The sequence below is a fragment of the Martinezella rhizogenes genome (assembly GCF_000799715.1).
In the GTDB taxonomy this organism is placed as follows: Bacteria; Pseudomonadota; Alphaproteobacteria; order Rhizobiales; family Rhizobiaceae; genus Rhizobium; species Rhizobium rhizogenes_C.
In genome coordinates this window covers 280833-294301 of sequence record NZ_JUHG01000013.1, presented here as the reverse complement: position 1 = coordinate 294301, position 13469 = coordinate 280833, and the positions used below count along the sequence as shown (strand labels likewise).

Annotated in this window: 17 protein-coding genes; 9 read left to right on the top strand and 8 right to left on the bottom strand. The window is 60.4% G+C overall.

Translation table 11 applies throughout. The features are described from left to right. The first annotated feature begins 80 nt into the window (after positions 1–80). Entirely contained in the window at positions 81–968 is an 888-nt protein-coding gene (locus EX00_RS13330; protein WP_047458377.1) for a helix-turn-helix domain-containing protein, read from the top strand. 6 nt (positions 969–974) lie between these two features. Here the strand turns inward: EX00_RS13330 and EX00_RS13325 are convergent, their stop codons facing one another. Further along, on the bottom strand, positions 975–1730 hold the full coding sequence (locus EX00_RS13325) for an IclR family transcriptional regulator domain-containing protein (RefSeq protein WP_047458374.1): 756 nt from the start codon (positions 1728–1730) through the stop codon (positions 975–977). 153 nt (positions 1731–1883) lie between these two features. Here EX00_RS13325 and EX00_RS13320 point away from each other — a divergent pair, with 153 nt between their 5' ends. The 5 genes from EX00_RS13320 to ligD all read left to right on the top strand — a co-directional run bounded on the left by EX00_RS13320 (position 1884) and on the right by ligD (position 6409). Further along, complete coding sequence (locus EX00_RS13320) at positions 1884–2591, top strand: 3-oxoacid CoA-transferase subunit A (RefSeq protein WP_047458369.1); 708 nt, start codon at positions 1884–1886, stop codon at positions 2589–2591. Then, on the top strand, positions 2588–3277 hold the full coding sequence (locus EX00_RS13315; protein ID WP_047458366.1) for a CoA transferase subunit B: 690 nt from the start codon (positions 2588–2590) through the stop codon (positions 3275–3277). The genes EX00_RS13320 and EX00_RS13315 overlap by 4 nt, the downstream gene beginning before the upstream one ends. 10 nt (positions 3278–3287) lie before the next feature. Continuing rightward, positions 3288–4493, top strand: coding sequence for a 3-oxoadipyl-CoA thiolase (gene pcaF, locus EX00_RS13310; protein ID WP_047458363.1), 1206 nt, complete (start codon positions 3288–3290; stop codon positions 4491–4493). Between the two features lie 153 nt (positions 4494–4646). Then, positions 4647–5441: an SDR family NAD(P)-dependent oxidoreductase gene (locus EX00_RS13305; protein ID WP_047458357.1), complete on the top strand. Its 795-nt coding sequence runs from the start codon at positions 4647–4649 to the stop codon at positions 5439–5441. Between the two features lie 80 nt (positions 5442–5521). Further along, the gene (gene ligD, locus EX00_RS13300) at positions 5522–6409 is read left to right on the top strand and encodes a non-homologous end-joining DNA ligase (protein WP_052210736.1); all 888 of its coding nucleotides are present in this window, start codon (positions 5522–5524) and stop codon (positions 6407–6409) included. A 6-nt stretch (positions 6410–6415) separates the two neighbouring features. On the opposite strand, the gene EX00_RS13295 is transcribed toward ligD, so the two are convergent. The 6 genes from EX00_RS13295 to EX00_RS13275 all read right to left on the bottom strand — a co-directional run bounded on the left by EX00_RS13295 (position 6416) and on the right by EX00_RS13275 (position 9193). Continuing rightward, complete coding sequence (locus tag EX00_RS13295; protein WP_047458354.1) at positions 6416–6991, bottom strand: methyltransferase family protein; 576 nt, start codon at positions 6989–6991, stop codon at positions 6416–6418. Further along, the gene (locus EX00_RS13290; protein WP_047458351.1) at positions 6988–7725 is read right to left on the bottom strand and encodes a glutathione S-transferase; all 738 of its coding nucleotides are present in this window, start codon (positions 7723–7725) and stop codon (positions 6988–6990) included. Before EX00_RS13290 ends, EX00_RS13295 begins: the two co-directional genes overlap by 4 nt. 43 nt (positions 7726–7768) lie before the next feature. Beyond that, positions 7769–8059: a DUF3175 domain-containing protein gene (locus EX00_RS13285; RefSeq protein ID WP_047458348.1), complete on the bottom strand. Its 291-nt coding sequence runs from the start codon at positions 8057–8059 to the stop codon at positions 7769–7771. A 27-nt stretch (positions 8060–8086) separates the two neighbouring features. Continuing rightward, positions 8087–8401: a hypothetical protein gene (locus tag EX00_RS13280; RefSeq protein WP_047458346.1), complete on the bottom strand. Its 315-nt coding sequence runs from the start codon at positions 8399–8401 to the stop codon at positions 8087–8089. A gap of 60 nt (positions 8402–8461) precedes the next feature. Further along, positions 8462–8632 (bottom strand): hypothetical protein, encoded by a 171-nt coding sequence (locus EX00_RS31460; protein WP_155294062.1) that lies wholly within the window; start codon positions 8630–8632, stop codon positions 8462–8464. Between the two features lie 264 nt (positions 8633–8896). Further along, complete coding sequence (locus tag EX00_RS13275; protein WP_047458345.1) at positions 8897–9193, bottom strand: DUF2934 domain-containing protein; 297 nt, start codon at positions 9191–9193, stop codon at positions 8897–8899. A gap of 350 nt (positions 9194–9543) precedes the next feature. Here EX00_RS13275 and EX00_RS13270 point away from each other — a divergent pair, with 350 nt between their 5' ends. From EX00_RS13270 to EX00_RS13260, 3 genes are all read left to right on the top strand, one after another. Then, the gene (locus tag EX00_RS13270) at positions 9544–11007 is read left to right on the top strand and encodes a phospholipase D-like domain-containing protein (RefSeq protein ID WP_047458344.1); all 1464 of its coding nucleotides are present in this window, start codon (positions 9544–9546) and stop codon (positions 11005–11007) included. 121 nt (positions 11008–11128) lie between these two features. Then, a complete protein-coding gene (locus EX00_RS13265; protein WP_047458340.1) occupies positions 11129–11968 on the top strand; it encodes an endonuclease/exonuclease/phosphatase family protein in 840 nt (279 codons plus the stop codon). A gap of 77 nt (positions 11969–12045) precedes the next feature. Next, positions 12046–12813, top strand: a complete 768-nt coding sequence (locus EX00_RS13260; RefSeq protein WP_047458337.1) for a histidine phosphatase family protein — start codon at positions 12046–12048, stop codon at positions 12811–12813. A gap of 50 nt (positions 12814–12863) precedes the next feature. On the opposite strand, the gene EX00_RS31055 is transcribed toward EX00_RS13260, so the two are convergent. After that, positions 12864–13328 carry a GNAT family N-acetyltransferase gene (locus EX00_RS31055; RefSeq protein WP_080761241.1) on the bottom strand — a complete coding sequence of 155 codons (465 nt, stop codon included), beginning with the start codon at positions 13326–13328 and terminating at the stop codon, positions 12864–12866. Positions 13329–13469: the final 141 nt, after the last annotated feature.

Sequence of the window (13469 nt, the reverse complement as noted above, 5' to 3'; positions counted from 1 at the left end):
TTGCGCGGCAAAGAGGGTGGTAACAATGGACATTTCACCCGGAAACTTGCACAAATCGAACATGGCGAAGGGAGAGAGCCATGTCGAGGCCTGTACCAACCTATGAACTCTACGGTGAAAATACTGGACGAAAGCCCGATTTCTGGCTGCATTGCGAAACCATACCCTCTCGCAGCAGCCTACATCATTGGGAAATCCGCCCACACCGCCACGAGAGTTTCTTTCAGATCTTGTACATAGACGCCGGCTCGGGTGACGCGGTCTTCGACGGCGAAAACCACGCGATTATGCCGCCCACCGTCATCACCGTGCCGCCGCGCCTCAATCACGGTTTCCGCTTTTCCCGCGATATCGACGGCTTCGTCGTCACCGTACTGATTTCGCATCTCAAGACCTCACCAGGCGACCGCAGCCGGCTCGGCGAATGGCTGGCCAAGCCGCACTTGACGCGGCTCGATATGGACAATGAGGACGCGGCCCATGTCTCGGGAACGTTGAGGCGACTTGGCGCAGAATTCGCCAACCGGCGTGGTGGGCGCAATGACCTGCTCGAAGCCTATCTGACATCGTCGCTGCTTCTGACCGCCCGGCTGTCTCAGCAGGAGGGCGAAGGGCAGGGCGCTTCCGACGAAAGCGAGCGGCGCATGGAAATATTATACGGCCTGATCCAGCGGCATTTCCGCTCGCACAAGCCGGCAGCCTTTTACGCCGAAGCCCTCGGCATCTCGCCGACCCATTTGAACCGCATCGTGCGCGGAAAGACAGGTCAAGCCATCCACGAATTGATCGCCCGCAAATTGATCGATGAGGCCAAGCGCGAACTGGTCTTTACCTTCGGCTCGGTGCAGGAGATTGGCTATCGCCTGGGCTTTGCCGACCCTGCCTATTTCTCGCGTTTCTTCCTGAAGCAGACCGGCGAGACGCCACGCGCCTGGCGCATTGCCGAGCGGGATAGACTTGGGGTGTAGGGATTTTCAGCGCAAAACCAGTCGCAGCGCCTTCTGGGTTTCCCGCAACAGCGGCAAAAAGCGCTCCGCCATTTCAGCGGCGGCGACATAGGCGGCCGGTGCGCCGATATTGATCGCCGCCACCGTCTGGCCGCGATCGTTTTCCACTGGAACGGCGATGGAGCAGAGGCCGATTTCCAGTTCCTGGTCGATGACGGCGTAGCCTTCAGCCCGCACGCGGCGAAACTCGGCTATCAGCTCATCCGGGTCTGTCTTGGTATTCGGCGTATTCGCCTTGAGGTCGGTTCGCGCCAAAACGGCGCGTGCCTCGCTCTCCGGCAGGGCGGCAAGCAGGACGCGGCCCATGGAGGCGCAGAAGGCGGGCAGGCGGCTGCCCGGCGTCAGATTGATCGACATCACCCGGCGTTGCGAGGCACGGGCAATATAGACGACCTCTGTGCCGTCGAGCACGGAGGCCGAGGCATTGTGGCCGGCCTGTTCTGCAAGTTGATCGAGATAGGGCTGGATGATCGTCGGCAGCGGCGTGGCGGCGAGATAGGCATGGCCGAGCCGCAAGATCTTCGGCGTCAGCGTGAAGAATTTGCCGTCATAGTCGGCATAGCCGAGTTCCGCCAGCGTCAGCAGCGAGCGGCGCACGGTGGCGCGATCGAGGCCGGTCAGTTTCGACGCCTCGGCGATCGACAGGCGCTGCCGGGTCTCGCCGAAAGCCTCGATCACCTTCAGGCCCCTGGCAAAGCCGCTGACGAAATCCGTTTCGCGCAATTCATCCTCCGATCACGCATCCGAATTTGTGCGATATATGAACAAATATCAAATAACGCACAAATCAATTGCCGTCCAGTCCGCGCTGATCTATTTCGAAGGAAGAGGACGGGCCGTCTTTATCCGCCCGCGACGGCAAACGGGAGTTTCCGCATGGACAAGACAATTGCGAGCACGGCGGCCGCCGTCTCGGACATCGGCGATGGCGCGACCGTCATGATTGGCGGCTTCGGCGGCTCCGGAGCGCCGATCGAGCTCATTCATGCGCTGATCGACAAGGGCCCGAAGAATCTGACCGTCATCAACAACAATGCCGGCAACGGGCGTATCGGCATTGCGGCGATGATCGATGCGGGCATGGTCCGGAAGATGATCTGCTCTTTCCCGCGCTCGTCCGATCCTCGCGCCTTCACGGACCGCTATCTGGCAAGTGAAATCGAGCTGGAACTGGTGCCGCAGGGTACACTGGCCGAACGCATCCGTGCCGGCGGCGCCGGCATCCCGGCCTTCTACACGCCAACCGCCTATGGCACCGAGCTCGCTAATGGCAAGGTCATCGCCGAATTCGACGGCCGCAACTATGTTCAGGAGCGCTGGCTCAAGGCCGATTTCGCCATTGTCAAAGCCCAGGTCGGCGACGTCCACGGCAACCTCATCTACAACAAGGCCGGCCGCAATTTTAATCCACTGATGTGCATGGCCGCAGCAAAGACGATTGCGCAAGTCTCTAAAATCGTCGCCCTCGGCGAGCTCGATCCCGAGCACATCGTCACCCCCGGCATCTTCGTCAATGGCGTCGTCGAAGTCGCCGATCCGCAACAGGAAGAGAACCTCATTCGGGCCGGAGTGGTATACGCATGACCATCGACACACGCGACGACATCAAGCTCTCCAACGCCCAGATTGCCTGGCGCGCGGCTCAGGACATTGAAGATGGCGCCTATGTGAATCTCGGCATCGGCTTTCCGGAAATGGTCGCTCGCTACCAGCCCCCAGGACGCCAAGCGATCTTTCACACGGAAAACGGTATTCTGGATTTCGGCGAGCCGCCGGCGGAAGGTGAGGAAGATTGGGACCTGATCAATGCCGGCAAGAAGGCCGTCACTCTGAAGCCCGGCGCTGCCTTTTTCCATCACGCCGATAGCTTCGCCATGGTGCGCGGCGGTCATCTGGATGTAGCGATCCTTGGTGCCTATCAGGTGGCGCAAAATGGCGACCTCGCCAACTGGCGCGTCGGCACCAAGGGCGTGCCCGCCGTTGGTGGCGCTATGGACCTGGTGCATGGCGCCAAGCAGGTTTTTGTCATCACCGAGCATGTGACAAAGGACGGCAAGCCGAAACTGGTCGACGCCTGCACCTTCCCGCTGACAGGTGTCGGCTGCATCACCCGCGTCTATACGAGCCATGCCGTGATCGATATCATCAACGGAGGCTTCGTGGTGCGTGAAAAGCTGGCTGACATGACCATGGACGAACTGCAGGCGATGACCGGCGCCCCCCTCCATGCCGATCGTCCCGTTGCTGACCTCGTCGTGCCGGTACTCTGAGGAGAAGACCATGACCGAAGCCTACATCTGCGACTATATCCGCACACCCATTGGCCGTTTCGGCGGATCGCTCTCTTCCGTTCGCGCCGACGATCTCGGCGCGGTGCCCTTGAAGGCTCTGATCGAGCGCAACGGCTCCGTCGATTGGGAGGCCGTCGACGACGTCATCTATGGCTGCGCCAACCAGGCGGGCGAGGACAATCGCAACGTTGCGCGCATGTCGCTTCTGCTTGCCGGTCTTCCCATGTCCGTTTCCGGCACGACGATCAACCGCCTCTGCGGCTCCGGCATGGATGCCGTTATCACCGCCGCGCGCGCCATTCGCGCGGGCGAAGCGGAGCTGATGATTGCCGGCGGCGTCGAGAGCATGTCGCGAGCGCCCTTCGTTATCCCCAAGGCCGACAGCGCCTTTTCACGCAACGCAGAGATCTACGACACCACCATCGGCTGGCGCTTCGTCAATCCGCTGATGAAGAAGCAATACGGCGTCGATTCCATGCCGGAAACCGGTGAGAACGTTGCCGAGGACTATAAGGTCAGCCGCGAGGATCAGGACGCCTTCGCCGTCCGCTCGCAGGCTAAGGCTGCGGCCGCGCAGGAAAACGGCCGTCTCGCCAAGGAGATCACGCCGGTCACCATTCCGCAGCGCAAGGGCGATGCCATCGTTGTCAGCAAGGACGAACATCCGCGCGCAACGACGATGGAAGCGCTGGCGAAGCTCGGCACGCCCTTCAAGAAGGAAGGCGGGACCGTGACCGCCGGCAATGCTTCCGGCGTCAACGACGGCGCCGCGGCGCTGATCATCGCTTCGGAAGCGGCAGTGAAGAAATATGGCCTCACGCCGATTGCCCGCATCCTCGGCGGCGCTGCCGCCGGTGTGCCACCGCGCGTCATGGGCATTGGTCCGGTCCCGGCCTCGCGCAAGCTGATGGCACGGCTTGGCATGCGCCAAGAACAGTTCGACGTCATCGAGCTCAACGAAGCCTTCGCCTCGCAAGGGCTTGCCGTCCTGCGCGAACTCGGCATTGCCGGCGACGATGTCCGCGTCAACCGCAATGGCGGCGCTATCGCGCTCGGCCATCCGCTCGGCATGTCCGGCGCCCGCATTACCGGCACGGCGGCGTTAGAGCTGAAGGAAACCGGCGGGCGCTACTCGCTGTCGACCATGTGCATCGGCGTCGGCCAGGGTATTGCCATCGCGCTCGAGCGGGTCTGATCCCCTCACGATGAATTGACGGCGGGTCGCGCGGAATGTTCCGGGCGGCTCGCTTTTGTTTGCCTACGGCGCATTGCCGCGCCGCGCTTCCGCCTGATATTACAGTTGCGGTTTCATCGTATGATTTATTGTCGACTTTCAGGAGGAGCCGTCATGACAGAGCTTGCGCAATCCCTCGCATCCATTCGCATCCCCGATCTCGCCGGCAAGCGGGTGCTGATCACCGGCGCCTCGACCGGCATCGGCGCGGCGCTGGCACGAGCCTTTGCCCAGCAGGGTATGAAGGTCGGCATCCACTTCAACGCCAGCCGCGAGCCGGCCGAGAAGCTCGCCGCTGAAATCACCACTGCCGGCGGGCAGGTGCATCTCGTCCAGGGCGATGTTTCGCGGGACGGCGAGACCGAGCGCGTCGTCAGCGAGACGGCGGAATCTTTCGGCGGCCTCGACGGTCTGGTCAACAATGCCGGCGGCATGCTCGGTCGTGTTCCGACCTCCGAGATGACCGATGCACATTACGAGCGCGTGATGAACCTCAATGCCCGCTCGGTGCTTGCCGCTACCCGGGCCGCGCACCCACACCTCAAGAAGCAGGGTGGCTTCATCATTAACACCACCTCGATCGCCGCTCGCAACGGTGGTGGTAACGGCGCGATCCTCTATGCCGCCTCCAAGGGCTTCGTCTCCACCATCACTCATGGCCATGCCAAGGAATTCGTCGCCGACAAGATCCGCGTCAATGCGGTCGCACCGGGCGTCATCGCGACGCCGTTTCATGAGCGCTATACCAATGACGAGCAGATGGAGTTGCAGCGCAAGACCATTCCCATGGGCTTCGTCGGCACTTCGGAAGACTGCGTCGGCGCCTATCTCTTCCTCGCTTCGCCAGCCCTTTCCGGCTACATCACCGGCCAGGTGATCGAGGTCAACGGCGGCCAGCTGATGCCGTAAGGCGCGCCCGGCAATCGACTTTTAGCGCCGGGCAATGGTAATCTATGCCCGGCGCAGCACCGATGATGGAGCCTATGCGGATGGCAAAGACGCCCACACAGGACCTTGCGAAGACCTCCGTGCAACTGACGCATCCGGAGCGGATCTATTGGCCGGATGACGGTGTCAGCAAACAGGATCTTGTCGACTACTACGCGCTTGCCTGGCCGCGCATGGCGCCCTTCGTCGTCGATCGGCCGCTGGCTCTCCTGCGCTGCCCCGACGGCATAAAAGGTCCGCGTTTCTTCCAGAAGCATGCCTGGAAAGGCATCAATCCGCATATCGAGGAAGTCGCCGATCCCGACGATAAAGACGGTGAAAAACTGTTGCGGATCAGGAATTTTGACGGGCTTGCCGCACTTGTCCAATCCGCCGCGCTGGAAATCCACCCTTGGGGCACGACGACGGATCATTGGGAAAAGCCCGACATGCTCATCATGGATCTCGACCCTGGCGAAGATGTCGCCTGGAGCGCGGTTATCGCGGGCGCGGAGGACATAAAGGCGCGGTTTGAGGAGATGGGCCTTGCTTCCTTCGTCAAGACGTCTGGCGGCAAGGGATTGCATGTGGTCGCTCCGCTCAAGCCGAAGGCGACCTGGCCGGATGTCAAGGCCGTAGCCGAAGCGATCGCCCACGGCATGAGCGGCGACAATCCGGAAAAATACCTCTCGGTTGCCGCGAAAGCAAAACGGACCGGCCATATCTTTATCGATTACCTGCGCAATGGCCGTGGCAACACCGCCGTCGCGCCCTATTCGACACGCGCGAGGCCGGGGGCGGCGGTTTCGATGCCGCTTGCCTGGGATGAGTTGACGGAAAAGATTGGTCCGGCTTCCTTCACCGTCAAGAATGCGGCTTCGCGGCTGAGCGGACACGCCGCCGATCCATGGGCCGGTTTCTTCGAAGCTGCGAAGCCGCTGAAAAGCTAGGCTCTATCACACGAACGGCACCAGCGCCGGCGTCGTAGCCTTGTAGTCCACATAAGCTTGGCCGAATGTCTCGCTCATCCAGCGCTCCTCAATGCCGACGCGCCGCAGGACGGCGTAGAGCATGAAGGCGATCGCCAGCAAGGCAGCGATATCGCCACGCGCGAGCGCCGAACCGATGATGGCAAGCAGCAGGCCGGTATAGATCGGATGACGGACGATGGCATAGGGACCGGTGCGGATCAGCGCATGATCCTCCTTGACCGTGATCACGCCGCTCCAATTGCGGCCGATGTGATAGCGCGCCCAGACGGCAAAGCCGAGGCCCGCGACGGTCAGCGCCGCGCCGATGCCGTAGTAGAACAGATTTTGCGGAACGAGCTGGAACGAGAGTGGGCCGAGCCAGGATGGTCGAGCCAATAGCAAAAGGCCGCATATCCAGATTGGGGCTGTATTCGAAAACCGCGATAACGGATCCTCGCTCCGTGTCGTCTTCTTGACGCTGAACGCCGCGACAGCCCAGATCAATCCCCAGATACTCCAGCAGGCCGGAAAGAATACAGCCAGCAACCGTGCTTCGCTCATGCCGCGCCCCTGTCCAGCTCGGGATAATGCCGGAAGATACCATCTTCGTTGAAGGGAATGCGGCGCTCGGATTTTAGATAACGGGCAATGTTCGGTCGTCTCGCAACGGTCTCACGCAAAGCCGCCAGATGCGGATATTCGTCACTCAGATGCACTGTTGCGCGTGGGAAGGCATAGCGTAGCCCTTCGAACACCTGGAACAATGACAGGTCGACATAGGTGAGCCGGTTGCCGAATATGTGCATTGGCCCCTTCGGATTTTGGTCCAGGACGCGCTCAAAATAGCCGAGGAATTTCGGCATGCGATTGTCGAGAAATTCGGCGGCGCGGGCCTTGGCCTCCTCCTTCTGTTCCTCGTAATATTTCGAGGTCGCGATCGGGTGATGCGTGTCATGCACCTCGGCGACGAGATCGGTGATCGTCAGCTGCAGCCCGTTGACCACATAGCGCTCACCTTGATCCTCTGGCGTGAGGCCGAGTTTCGGGCCGAGATACATCAGGATATTGGCGACATGGGAAATGACGAGATCGCCGTCCTTCAGAAAGGGCGGGGCGAGTGGAATATGCGCCTCCGACTTGCTCTCCATCACGGCAAACATCGCTCGTACACCCTGGCCCTCGCTTGCCGGACCACGGCTGACGTCGATATAGTCAGCGCCGGCCTCCTCGAGCGCCAGACGCACGAACTCGCCACGGCCCTGGATACCGTCCCAGTAATACAGCTCGTAGGCCATTTAAAGTTCCTCCCGTTCCTTGTGTCGCTGTGTGTTGCTGTCACTATTTCGGTTCACGATCGAAGTCCTTGCGCAACTCATCTTTGGCGGCCTCGAGCGTCTGTCTCTGCCGCCGGTCAAGATGGTTGCCAGCGCGATTGATATAGAAACTTAGCATCGACATGGCGGAACGGAAGGGGTCGGACTTGCGGCGATTGCTCGCGGTCGCCGAGCGCTTGAGAGAGGTAGCGATGGTCTTCGGATCTTTCAATTTGAAGATACCGTCCTCCAGATCCAAAGCATCGCTGCTCTCTGTCACCTCCTGCGACCATTTTTTCTTTTGGGATCGGGCCATTACGGGCTCCTTTCCACAAATGCATGGCTAATGATGAGCCTGTTGCTCATTGCGCTTGCGTGTTGCGGCCGCCTTCTTCGCGGATGCCGAACGTTCGGCTGCGGGGCGGCTCGCGGAGGCTTTTCCGCCGATCCGACCGCCTTTCTCGGACGATGCATGGTTTTCGGGATGGCCCCGACCGGAGCCGGATTTCTTGCCGCCGCCGCTTTCCTTGTTGACGGTCGTCCACGCGCGGCGTTCGGCCTCATCCTCGGAAACGCCACGACTTTCATAGCCTTCCTCGATATGCTCGGCCTTGCGCTTCTGCTTGTCGGTATAGGCGGATTTGTCTCCTCTTGGCATTGTCTTTCTCCTCATTGCGGATGAAAAGACCAACCCGTCGCCATGGAAAAAGTTCCGATCTTAGTGGCGTGCCGGTGACTGCTTCGGAACATCCGTAAGCGGCCGACTGGCGGCAACACGCCTTTCCTTACCCGAAGTGGGAAACAGGATGCCGACGGAACGGTCGATGATGAGGATCACCACAAGCGCCGCCAAAAGGTAGAGGATTGCGAGAACGAGAAGCGATGTCATGGCATCACTTCGGCGCGGCCATGACATGGCAAGCTGCCGCGACAATAGTCGGAACAGAGACGTCCCATGTAATCCACACACCTATCGTTCATGGCGAAGCTCCCTCTTCGCCTGATAGCACCGGTGTATGACATCTGTTTGCGTCCGCCAGGCAACTGGTCGAAATTGCTGCGAATTTCGATATCCAGCCTTTCAGGGAAACGGTCCGGTGCGAATACCGGACCGGTCATTTCATGGTCTGGGTCATCAAAAGCAAAGTTCGCTTCAAACCTTCGCTTCGGCCGCCTTTTTCGGTGCTCGTTTTGGTGCGGCCTTGGCGGTGACATCGCTGGTTGCCACAGCCACGGCGGCCTTCACCTTAGGCTTTGCCTTGGGCTTGACATCGATCGTCGCCTTGGGCTTGGCGGCGCTCTTCTTGTCCTTGCCGATGCTTTTATCGAGTGCGATACGTTCCTGGCTTGCCTGCTCCCAGTGAACCGCATCGCGGCCGGAAGGGTAACCCTCGGCCTCCCATATGGCATAGGCACGTTTCTCGATCCATTCATCCCGCGATTCCAACATTGCCGATCTCCGTTCGCATCATTGAACATTGGTTGATGAAAAATACCCGTTCTTGAAACGCGGGCTTGCATGCCTCCCCCGAGCACCCGAGACGCTGGCTCCGACGAGCCATGGAGAAATTCCTCGAGTCTCGACTCCCTAACCACGGCGGGCGCTTCGCATGAGAAAAACGAGGTACCGTATGCACGGTAGCGAAGCCGCCGAACAATCAATATGACGACAGCGCGACCATCGTTCAATTAAAAATATCTAAAGCACAACCTATCCACATCCCCACTGCTAGCGGTCGAGCGACGCGGATGACGCGTACGGCTGATTGCAGCTTTCGTGGGCAAAGTTATACTCCGCGCATGTTCGATTTGCTGATCGCCCATTGGGGCCAATTCCTCGCCGTCCTGTCCATCGCCATGGGGACGGTGGCCGCCATCCATGCGGCGATGACGAAGGAGGACGTTCGCGCCGCGATCGGCTGGGTCGGCGTCATCATCCTGTCGCCCATCGTCGGCGCGGTACTCTATGCCGTCGCCGGTATCAACCGCATCCGCCGGGCATCGCTGAGCTCGCAACGCAGCGTACTCTTTCAGAAGGATGCCGCGGGCGAGCTCGCCAGTTTCGACGCGCAGGGCGATATCGTGCGTCGGACCTTCGGCGAACGGTTTGGATCCATGAAGACGCTTGGCGACCGCGTGTCGCGCTACCCGATGAGCACCGGCAACACCATCGAGATGCTGGAAAGCGGCGATGCCGCCTATGCCGCAATGAAAGCCGCCATTGACGGCGCCGAACGTAGCATCCTGCTGGAGACCTATATTTTCGATCGTGATCCCATCGGCCTGCGCATCGCCGACTCGTTGATCGCCGCCGTCAAGCGCGGTGTCAGCGTGCGCGTGCTGATCGACGCCGTCGGCGCCCGCTATTCGGTGCCGAGCATCATGGGCTATCTCAGCAAGGGCGGCGTTGAGGTATACGTCTTCAACGGCAATGTCATCATCGGCCTGCGGTTGCCCTATGCGAACCTGCGCACCCACCGCAAGATCCTGGTCGTCGACGGCCGCATCGCCCTTACCGGCGGCATGAACATCCGCCAGGGTTTCACCAGGGAATTCGCCGCCGATCATTGCGCCCATGACACGCATTTCTGCGTCACCGGCCCGGCTGTTGCCGATCTCTTCAACACAGCCGCCGAGGATTGGCGTTTTGTGACCGGCGAAGTACTGAGCGGCGACCACTGGCGGATTGCGATGCCCGCGAGCGAACCGGGAGCGCCGGTCTTCATGCGCGTCATCGTTTCCGGACCTGACCGCAGCCTCGAGACGAACCACAAGATGCTCATCGGCGCGCTGTCGATCGCCCGCACCTCCATCCGCATCATGTCGCCCTATTTCCTGCCGGACCGCGAGCTGATCAGCGCCCTGGTGACGGCGGCAAGGCGCGGCGTCGAGGTGGATATCGTCGTGCCGGCCGCCAACAACCTCGTGCTGGTCGACCGCGCCATGACGGCGCAGTTCGACCAGATGCTGAAGAATTATTGCCGCATCTGGCGCGCCGAGGGCGCCTTCGACCATTCAAAGCTGATGGCGGTCGACGGCACCTGGGCCTATGTCGGTTCTTCTAATCTGGATCCGCGCTCCCTGCGGCTGAACTTCGAAGTCGATCTGGAAGTGATCGACCACGGCTTTGCCCGCGCGATCGAAGCCCGCATCGACACGGTTCTCGAAGCGGCTAAGCCGGTCGACCTCGCCAAACTTCGGGCACGCCCCTTCATCGTCCGTCTGATCGAGAAGATCTTGTGGCTTGGCTCGCCCTATCTCTGACGAAAATGACGTAGCTGTGTTTCCGGTTGCAAGCGTTTTCACATGACAAGCCCGGCAATCGCTTCTTATACTCGCAGAGAAACGGCTTGGGGCCTTGAGAACGGAAACGGCCAACGGATAGATGCGAAAAAAGAACGAGAATCTCCGGACAAGCATTTTCGAATCCCTGAAGAACCGAAATAAATCGCGGGTGAAGCAGACTGGCGGCCGGGCGCGTCCGGAAGGCACGCTGATCGCTTCCTACAATGTCCACAAATGCGTCGGCGCCGACCGCCGCTTCGATCCGGATCGGATCAGCCGGGTCATTCATGAGATCGACGCTGATGTCATCGGCCTGCAGGAGGCCGACACCCGCTTCGGCGAACGTACTGGCTTGCTCGATCTGCGCCGGCTTGAGCGCGAGACCGGACTTATTCCCGTGCCGGTGGCGGGCGCCACCAAGGCGCATGGCTGGCACGGCAATGTCGTGCTGTTCAAGCAGGGCACGGTGCGCGATGTGCACCAGATCAGCCTGCCGGGGCTCGAGCCGCGCGGGGCGCTGCTTGCCGAAATCGAACTGGCTCGCGGCGGTGTGCTCCGGATCATCGCCGCCCATCTCGGGCTGCTGCTCCGCTCGCGCGCCCAGCAGGCGCGCCTGATCGTCGAGCTGATGAGTAGGGATAACGACACGCCGACCATCCTGCTCGGTGATCTCAACGAATGGCGGCTTGGCGACCGCTCGTCGCTCAACACTTTCCAGGCCGCTTTCGGCCCGCTGCCGCCGGCCGTGCCGAGCTTTCCGTCCACGCTGCCGCTTTTGGCGCTCGACCGCATCATGGCCAACCGAAGCGGCTTGATCTCGACCGTCGAAGTGCATGACTCGCCCCTGGCGCGTGTGGCCTCGGATCACCTGCCGATCAAGGCCGTGGTCAGCCTGGAGACATTGCGCGCCGAAACCGAGGCGCGCGCTGCAACGGCCTGAAACGGGAAGTACGTTGCGCGCAATGCGCATCCCATCCATGATGACCTCGAATCCCTATCCGACAATGCGGACTGCTGATGCGTATCTTTCTTGTTCGACATGGCGAATCCCTGGGTAACATCAGCGACCAGGCCTACCGGCAATTCGGTGACCATAATGTTCCATTGACACAGTGGGGCTATCGGCAGGCGCTGGAGGCGGGACGGGTGATCGCGTCCTATCTGAAGGGACTGCCGGCTCCTGAATTACGAAAACAGAGCATCTGGTACTCGCCTTATCTTAGGACGCGACAGAGCAAGGATGCCCTGCTCGAAGCCTTGCCAAACGCGTTGGTCGAGGATGTTCGCGAGGACTACTTGTTACGGGAACAGGATTTCGGTCTCTTCACCGAGATCTACGACCATGCCGAGCAGAAACGGAAGTTTCCCGAGGAATTCGAAAAATGGGCCAGGCTGCGCAATAACAGCGGGAAGTTCTATGCGCGGCCTCCGGATGGTGAGAGCAGGGCGGATGTGGCCCAGCGGGTCCGCCTATTCCTTCAGACGGTCATGCACGACGCCAAGCATGGGAGGGACAACGTCATCATCGTCGGCCACGGTGTTACCAACAGGGCGTTCGAAATGAATTTCCTGCACCATTCCGTCGACTGGTTCGAGCGCTCGGACAATCCGGGAAATGCGGATGTCACCTTGATCGAGGGATCTCTCGCGGAAGGTTACACGTCGACCCTGCTCCATAAGGCTGTTGATCGCGTGGCGGGAAAGGATGAATTGCGCGAAGCCTATGGTTCTGAGCTGACAGTGGTGCCGAAGGCGGGGGATGATCCTGCTATCCCACGGAATTGAACCAGCTTATCCAATCTCTCGCGAAATCGAGTTTTAAACAGATTTACCTTTCAACGAGCGTTCCAGCCATAGCAAATGACCGGATCGCCCGTTCTGGGATGCTTATCGTGGCGAAGAGCAATGAATCCCGCTCTTTCATAGAAATTGCGGGCTCTCGTGTTTGACGACCGCGTGATCAGCGTGAAGCCTTGCGGCATGACCGTCATCGCATGTGCAAGGAGTGCCCAGCCGATGCCGCTTCCGATCGATGCGGGTCGAACAAATAGCTCGGCGAGAACCGCTTTGTTCGGCTCGATGGCAACGAAGCCTACAATCTCATTGGCGCGAACGGCGACTGTCACGTTCCATCCCGCAGCAAACTCTAGCTCAACTCGTTCTCGCAGCTCGGCTTTAGTGGGCATGACGAGAGGACCAACGCCGGATAAACTTGCGCTGCTATGCCAGACCTCGGCAATTGCATCGTAGTCAGCCGTGATCGATGGTCGAAGCCGACAGGCCTGCTTTCCAGCGTTCATGCATCAATCCCTAAGTCGATATTACTCCGGCGCATCGCGATTGATCTCGATGCCGAGGCCCGGACCATTGGTAATGGTGACAACGCCGTTCACATTTCAGGCGCCGACGATACGGATAGTTGGTGACGAGCGAAAGCCCAT

Bases quoted from the DNA above. Each gene is read 5' to 3' on its own strand.
- EX00_RS13330 (WP_047458377.1), top strand. From the start codon at position 81: ATGTCGAGGCCTGTACCAACCTATGAACTCTACGGTGAAAATACTGGA.
- EX00_RS13320 (WP_047458369.1), top strand. From the start codon at position 1,884: ATGGACAAGACAATTGCGAGCACGGCGGCCGCCGTCTCGGACATCGGC.
- EX00_RS13315 (WP_047458366.1), top strand. From the start codon at position 2,588: ATGACCATCGACACACGCGACGACATCAAGCTCTCCAACGCCCAGATT.
- pcaF (WP_047458363.1), top strand. From the start codon at position 3,288: ATGACCGAAGCCTACATCTGCGACTATATCCGCACACCCATTGGCCGT.
- EX00_RS13305 (WP_047458357.1), top strand. From the start codon at position 4,647: ATGACAGAGCTTGCGCAATCCCTCGCATCCATTCGCATCCCCGATCTC.
- ligD (WP_052210736.1), top strand. From the start codon at position 5,522: ATGGCAAAGACGCCCACACAGGACCTTGCGAAGACCTCCGTGCAACTG.
- EX00_RS13295 (WP_047458354.1), bottom strand. From the start codon at position 6,991: ATGAGCGAAGCACGGTTGCTGGCTGTATTCTTTCCGGCCTGCTGGAGT.
- EX00_RS13290 (WP_047458351.1), bottom strand. From the start codon at position 7,725: ATGGCCTACGAGCTGTATTACTGGGACGGTATCCAGGGCCGTGGCGAG.
- EX00_RS13285 (WP_047458348.1), bottom strand. From the start codon at position 8,059: ATGGCCCGATCCCAAAAGAAAAAATGGTCGCAGGAGGTGACAGAGAGC.
- EX00_RS13280 (WP_047458346.1), bottom strand. From the start codon at position 8,401: ATGCCAAGAGGAGACAAATCCGCCTATACCGACAAGCAGAAGCGCAAG.
- EX00_RS31460 (WP_155294062.1), bottom strand. From the start codon at position 8,632: ATGACATCGCTTCTCGTTCTCGCAATCCTCTACCTTTTGGCGGCGCTT.
- EX00_RS13275 (WP_047458345.1), bottom strand. From the start codon at position 9,193: ATGTTGGAATCGCGGGATGAATGGATCGAGAAACGTGCCTATGCCATA.
- EX00_RS13270 (WP_047458344.1), top strand. From the start codon at position 9,544: ATGTTCGATTTGCTGATCGCCCATTGGGGCCAATTCCTCGCCGTCCTG.
- EX00_RS13265 (WP_047458340.1), top strand. From the start codon at position 11,129: ATGCGAAAAAAGAACGAGAATCTCCGGACAAGCATTTTCGAATCCCTG.
- EX00_RS13260 (WP_047458337.1), top strand. From the start codon at position 12,046: ATGCGTATCTTTCTTGTTCGACATGGCGAATCCCTGGGTAACATCAGC.
- EX00_RS31055 (WP_080761241.1), bottom strand. From the start codon at position 13,328: ATGAACGCTGGAAAGCAGGCCTGTCGGCTTCGACCATCGATCACGGCT.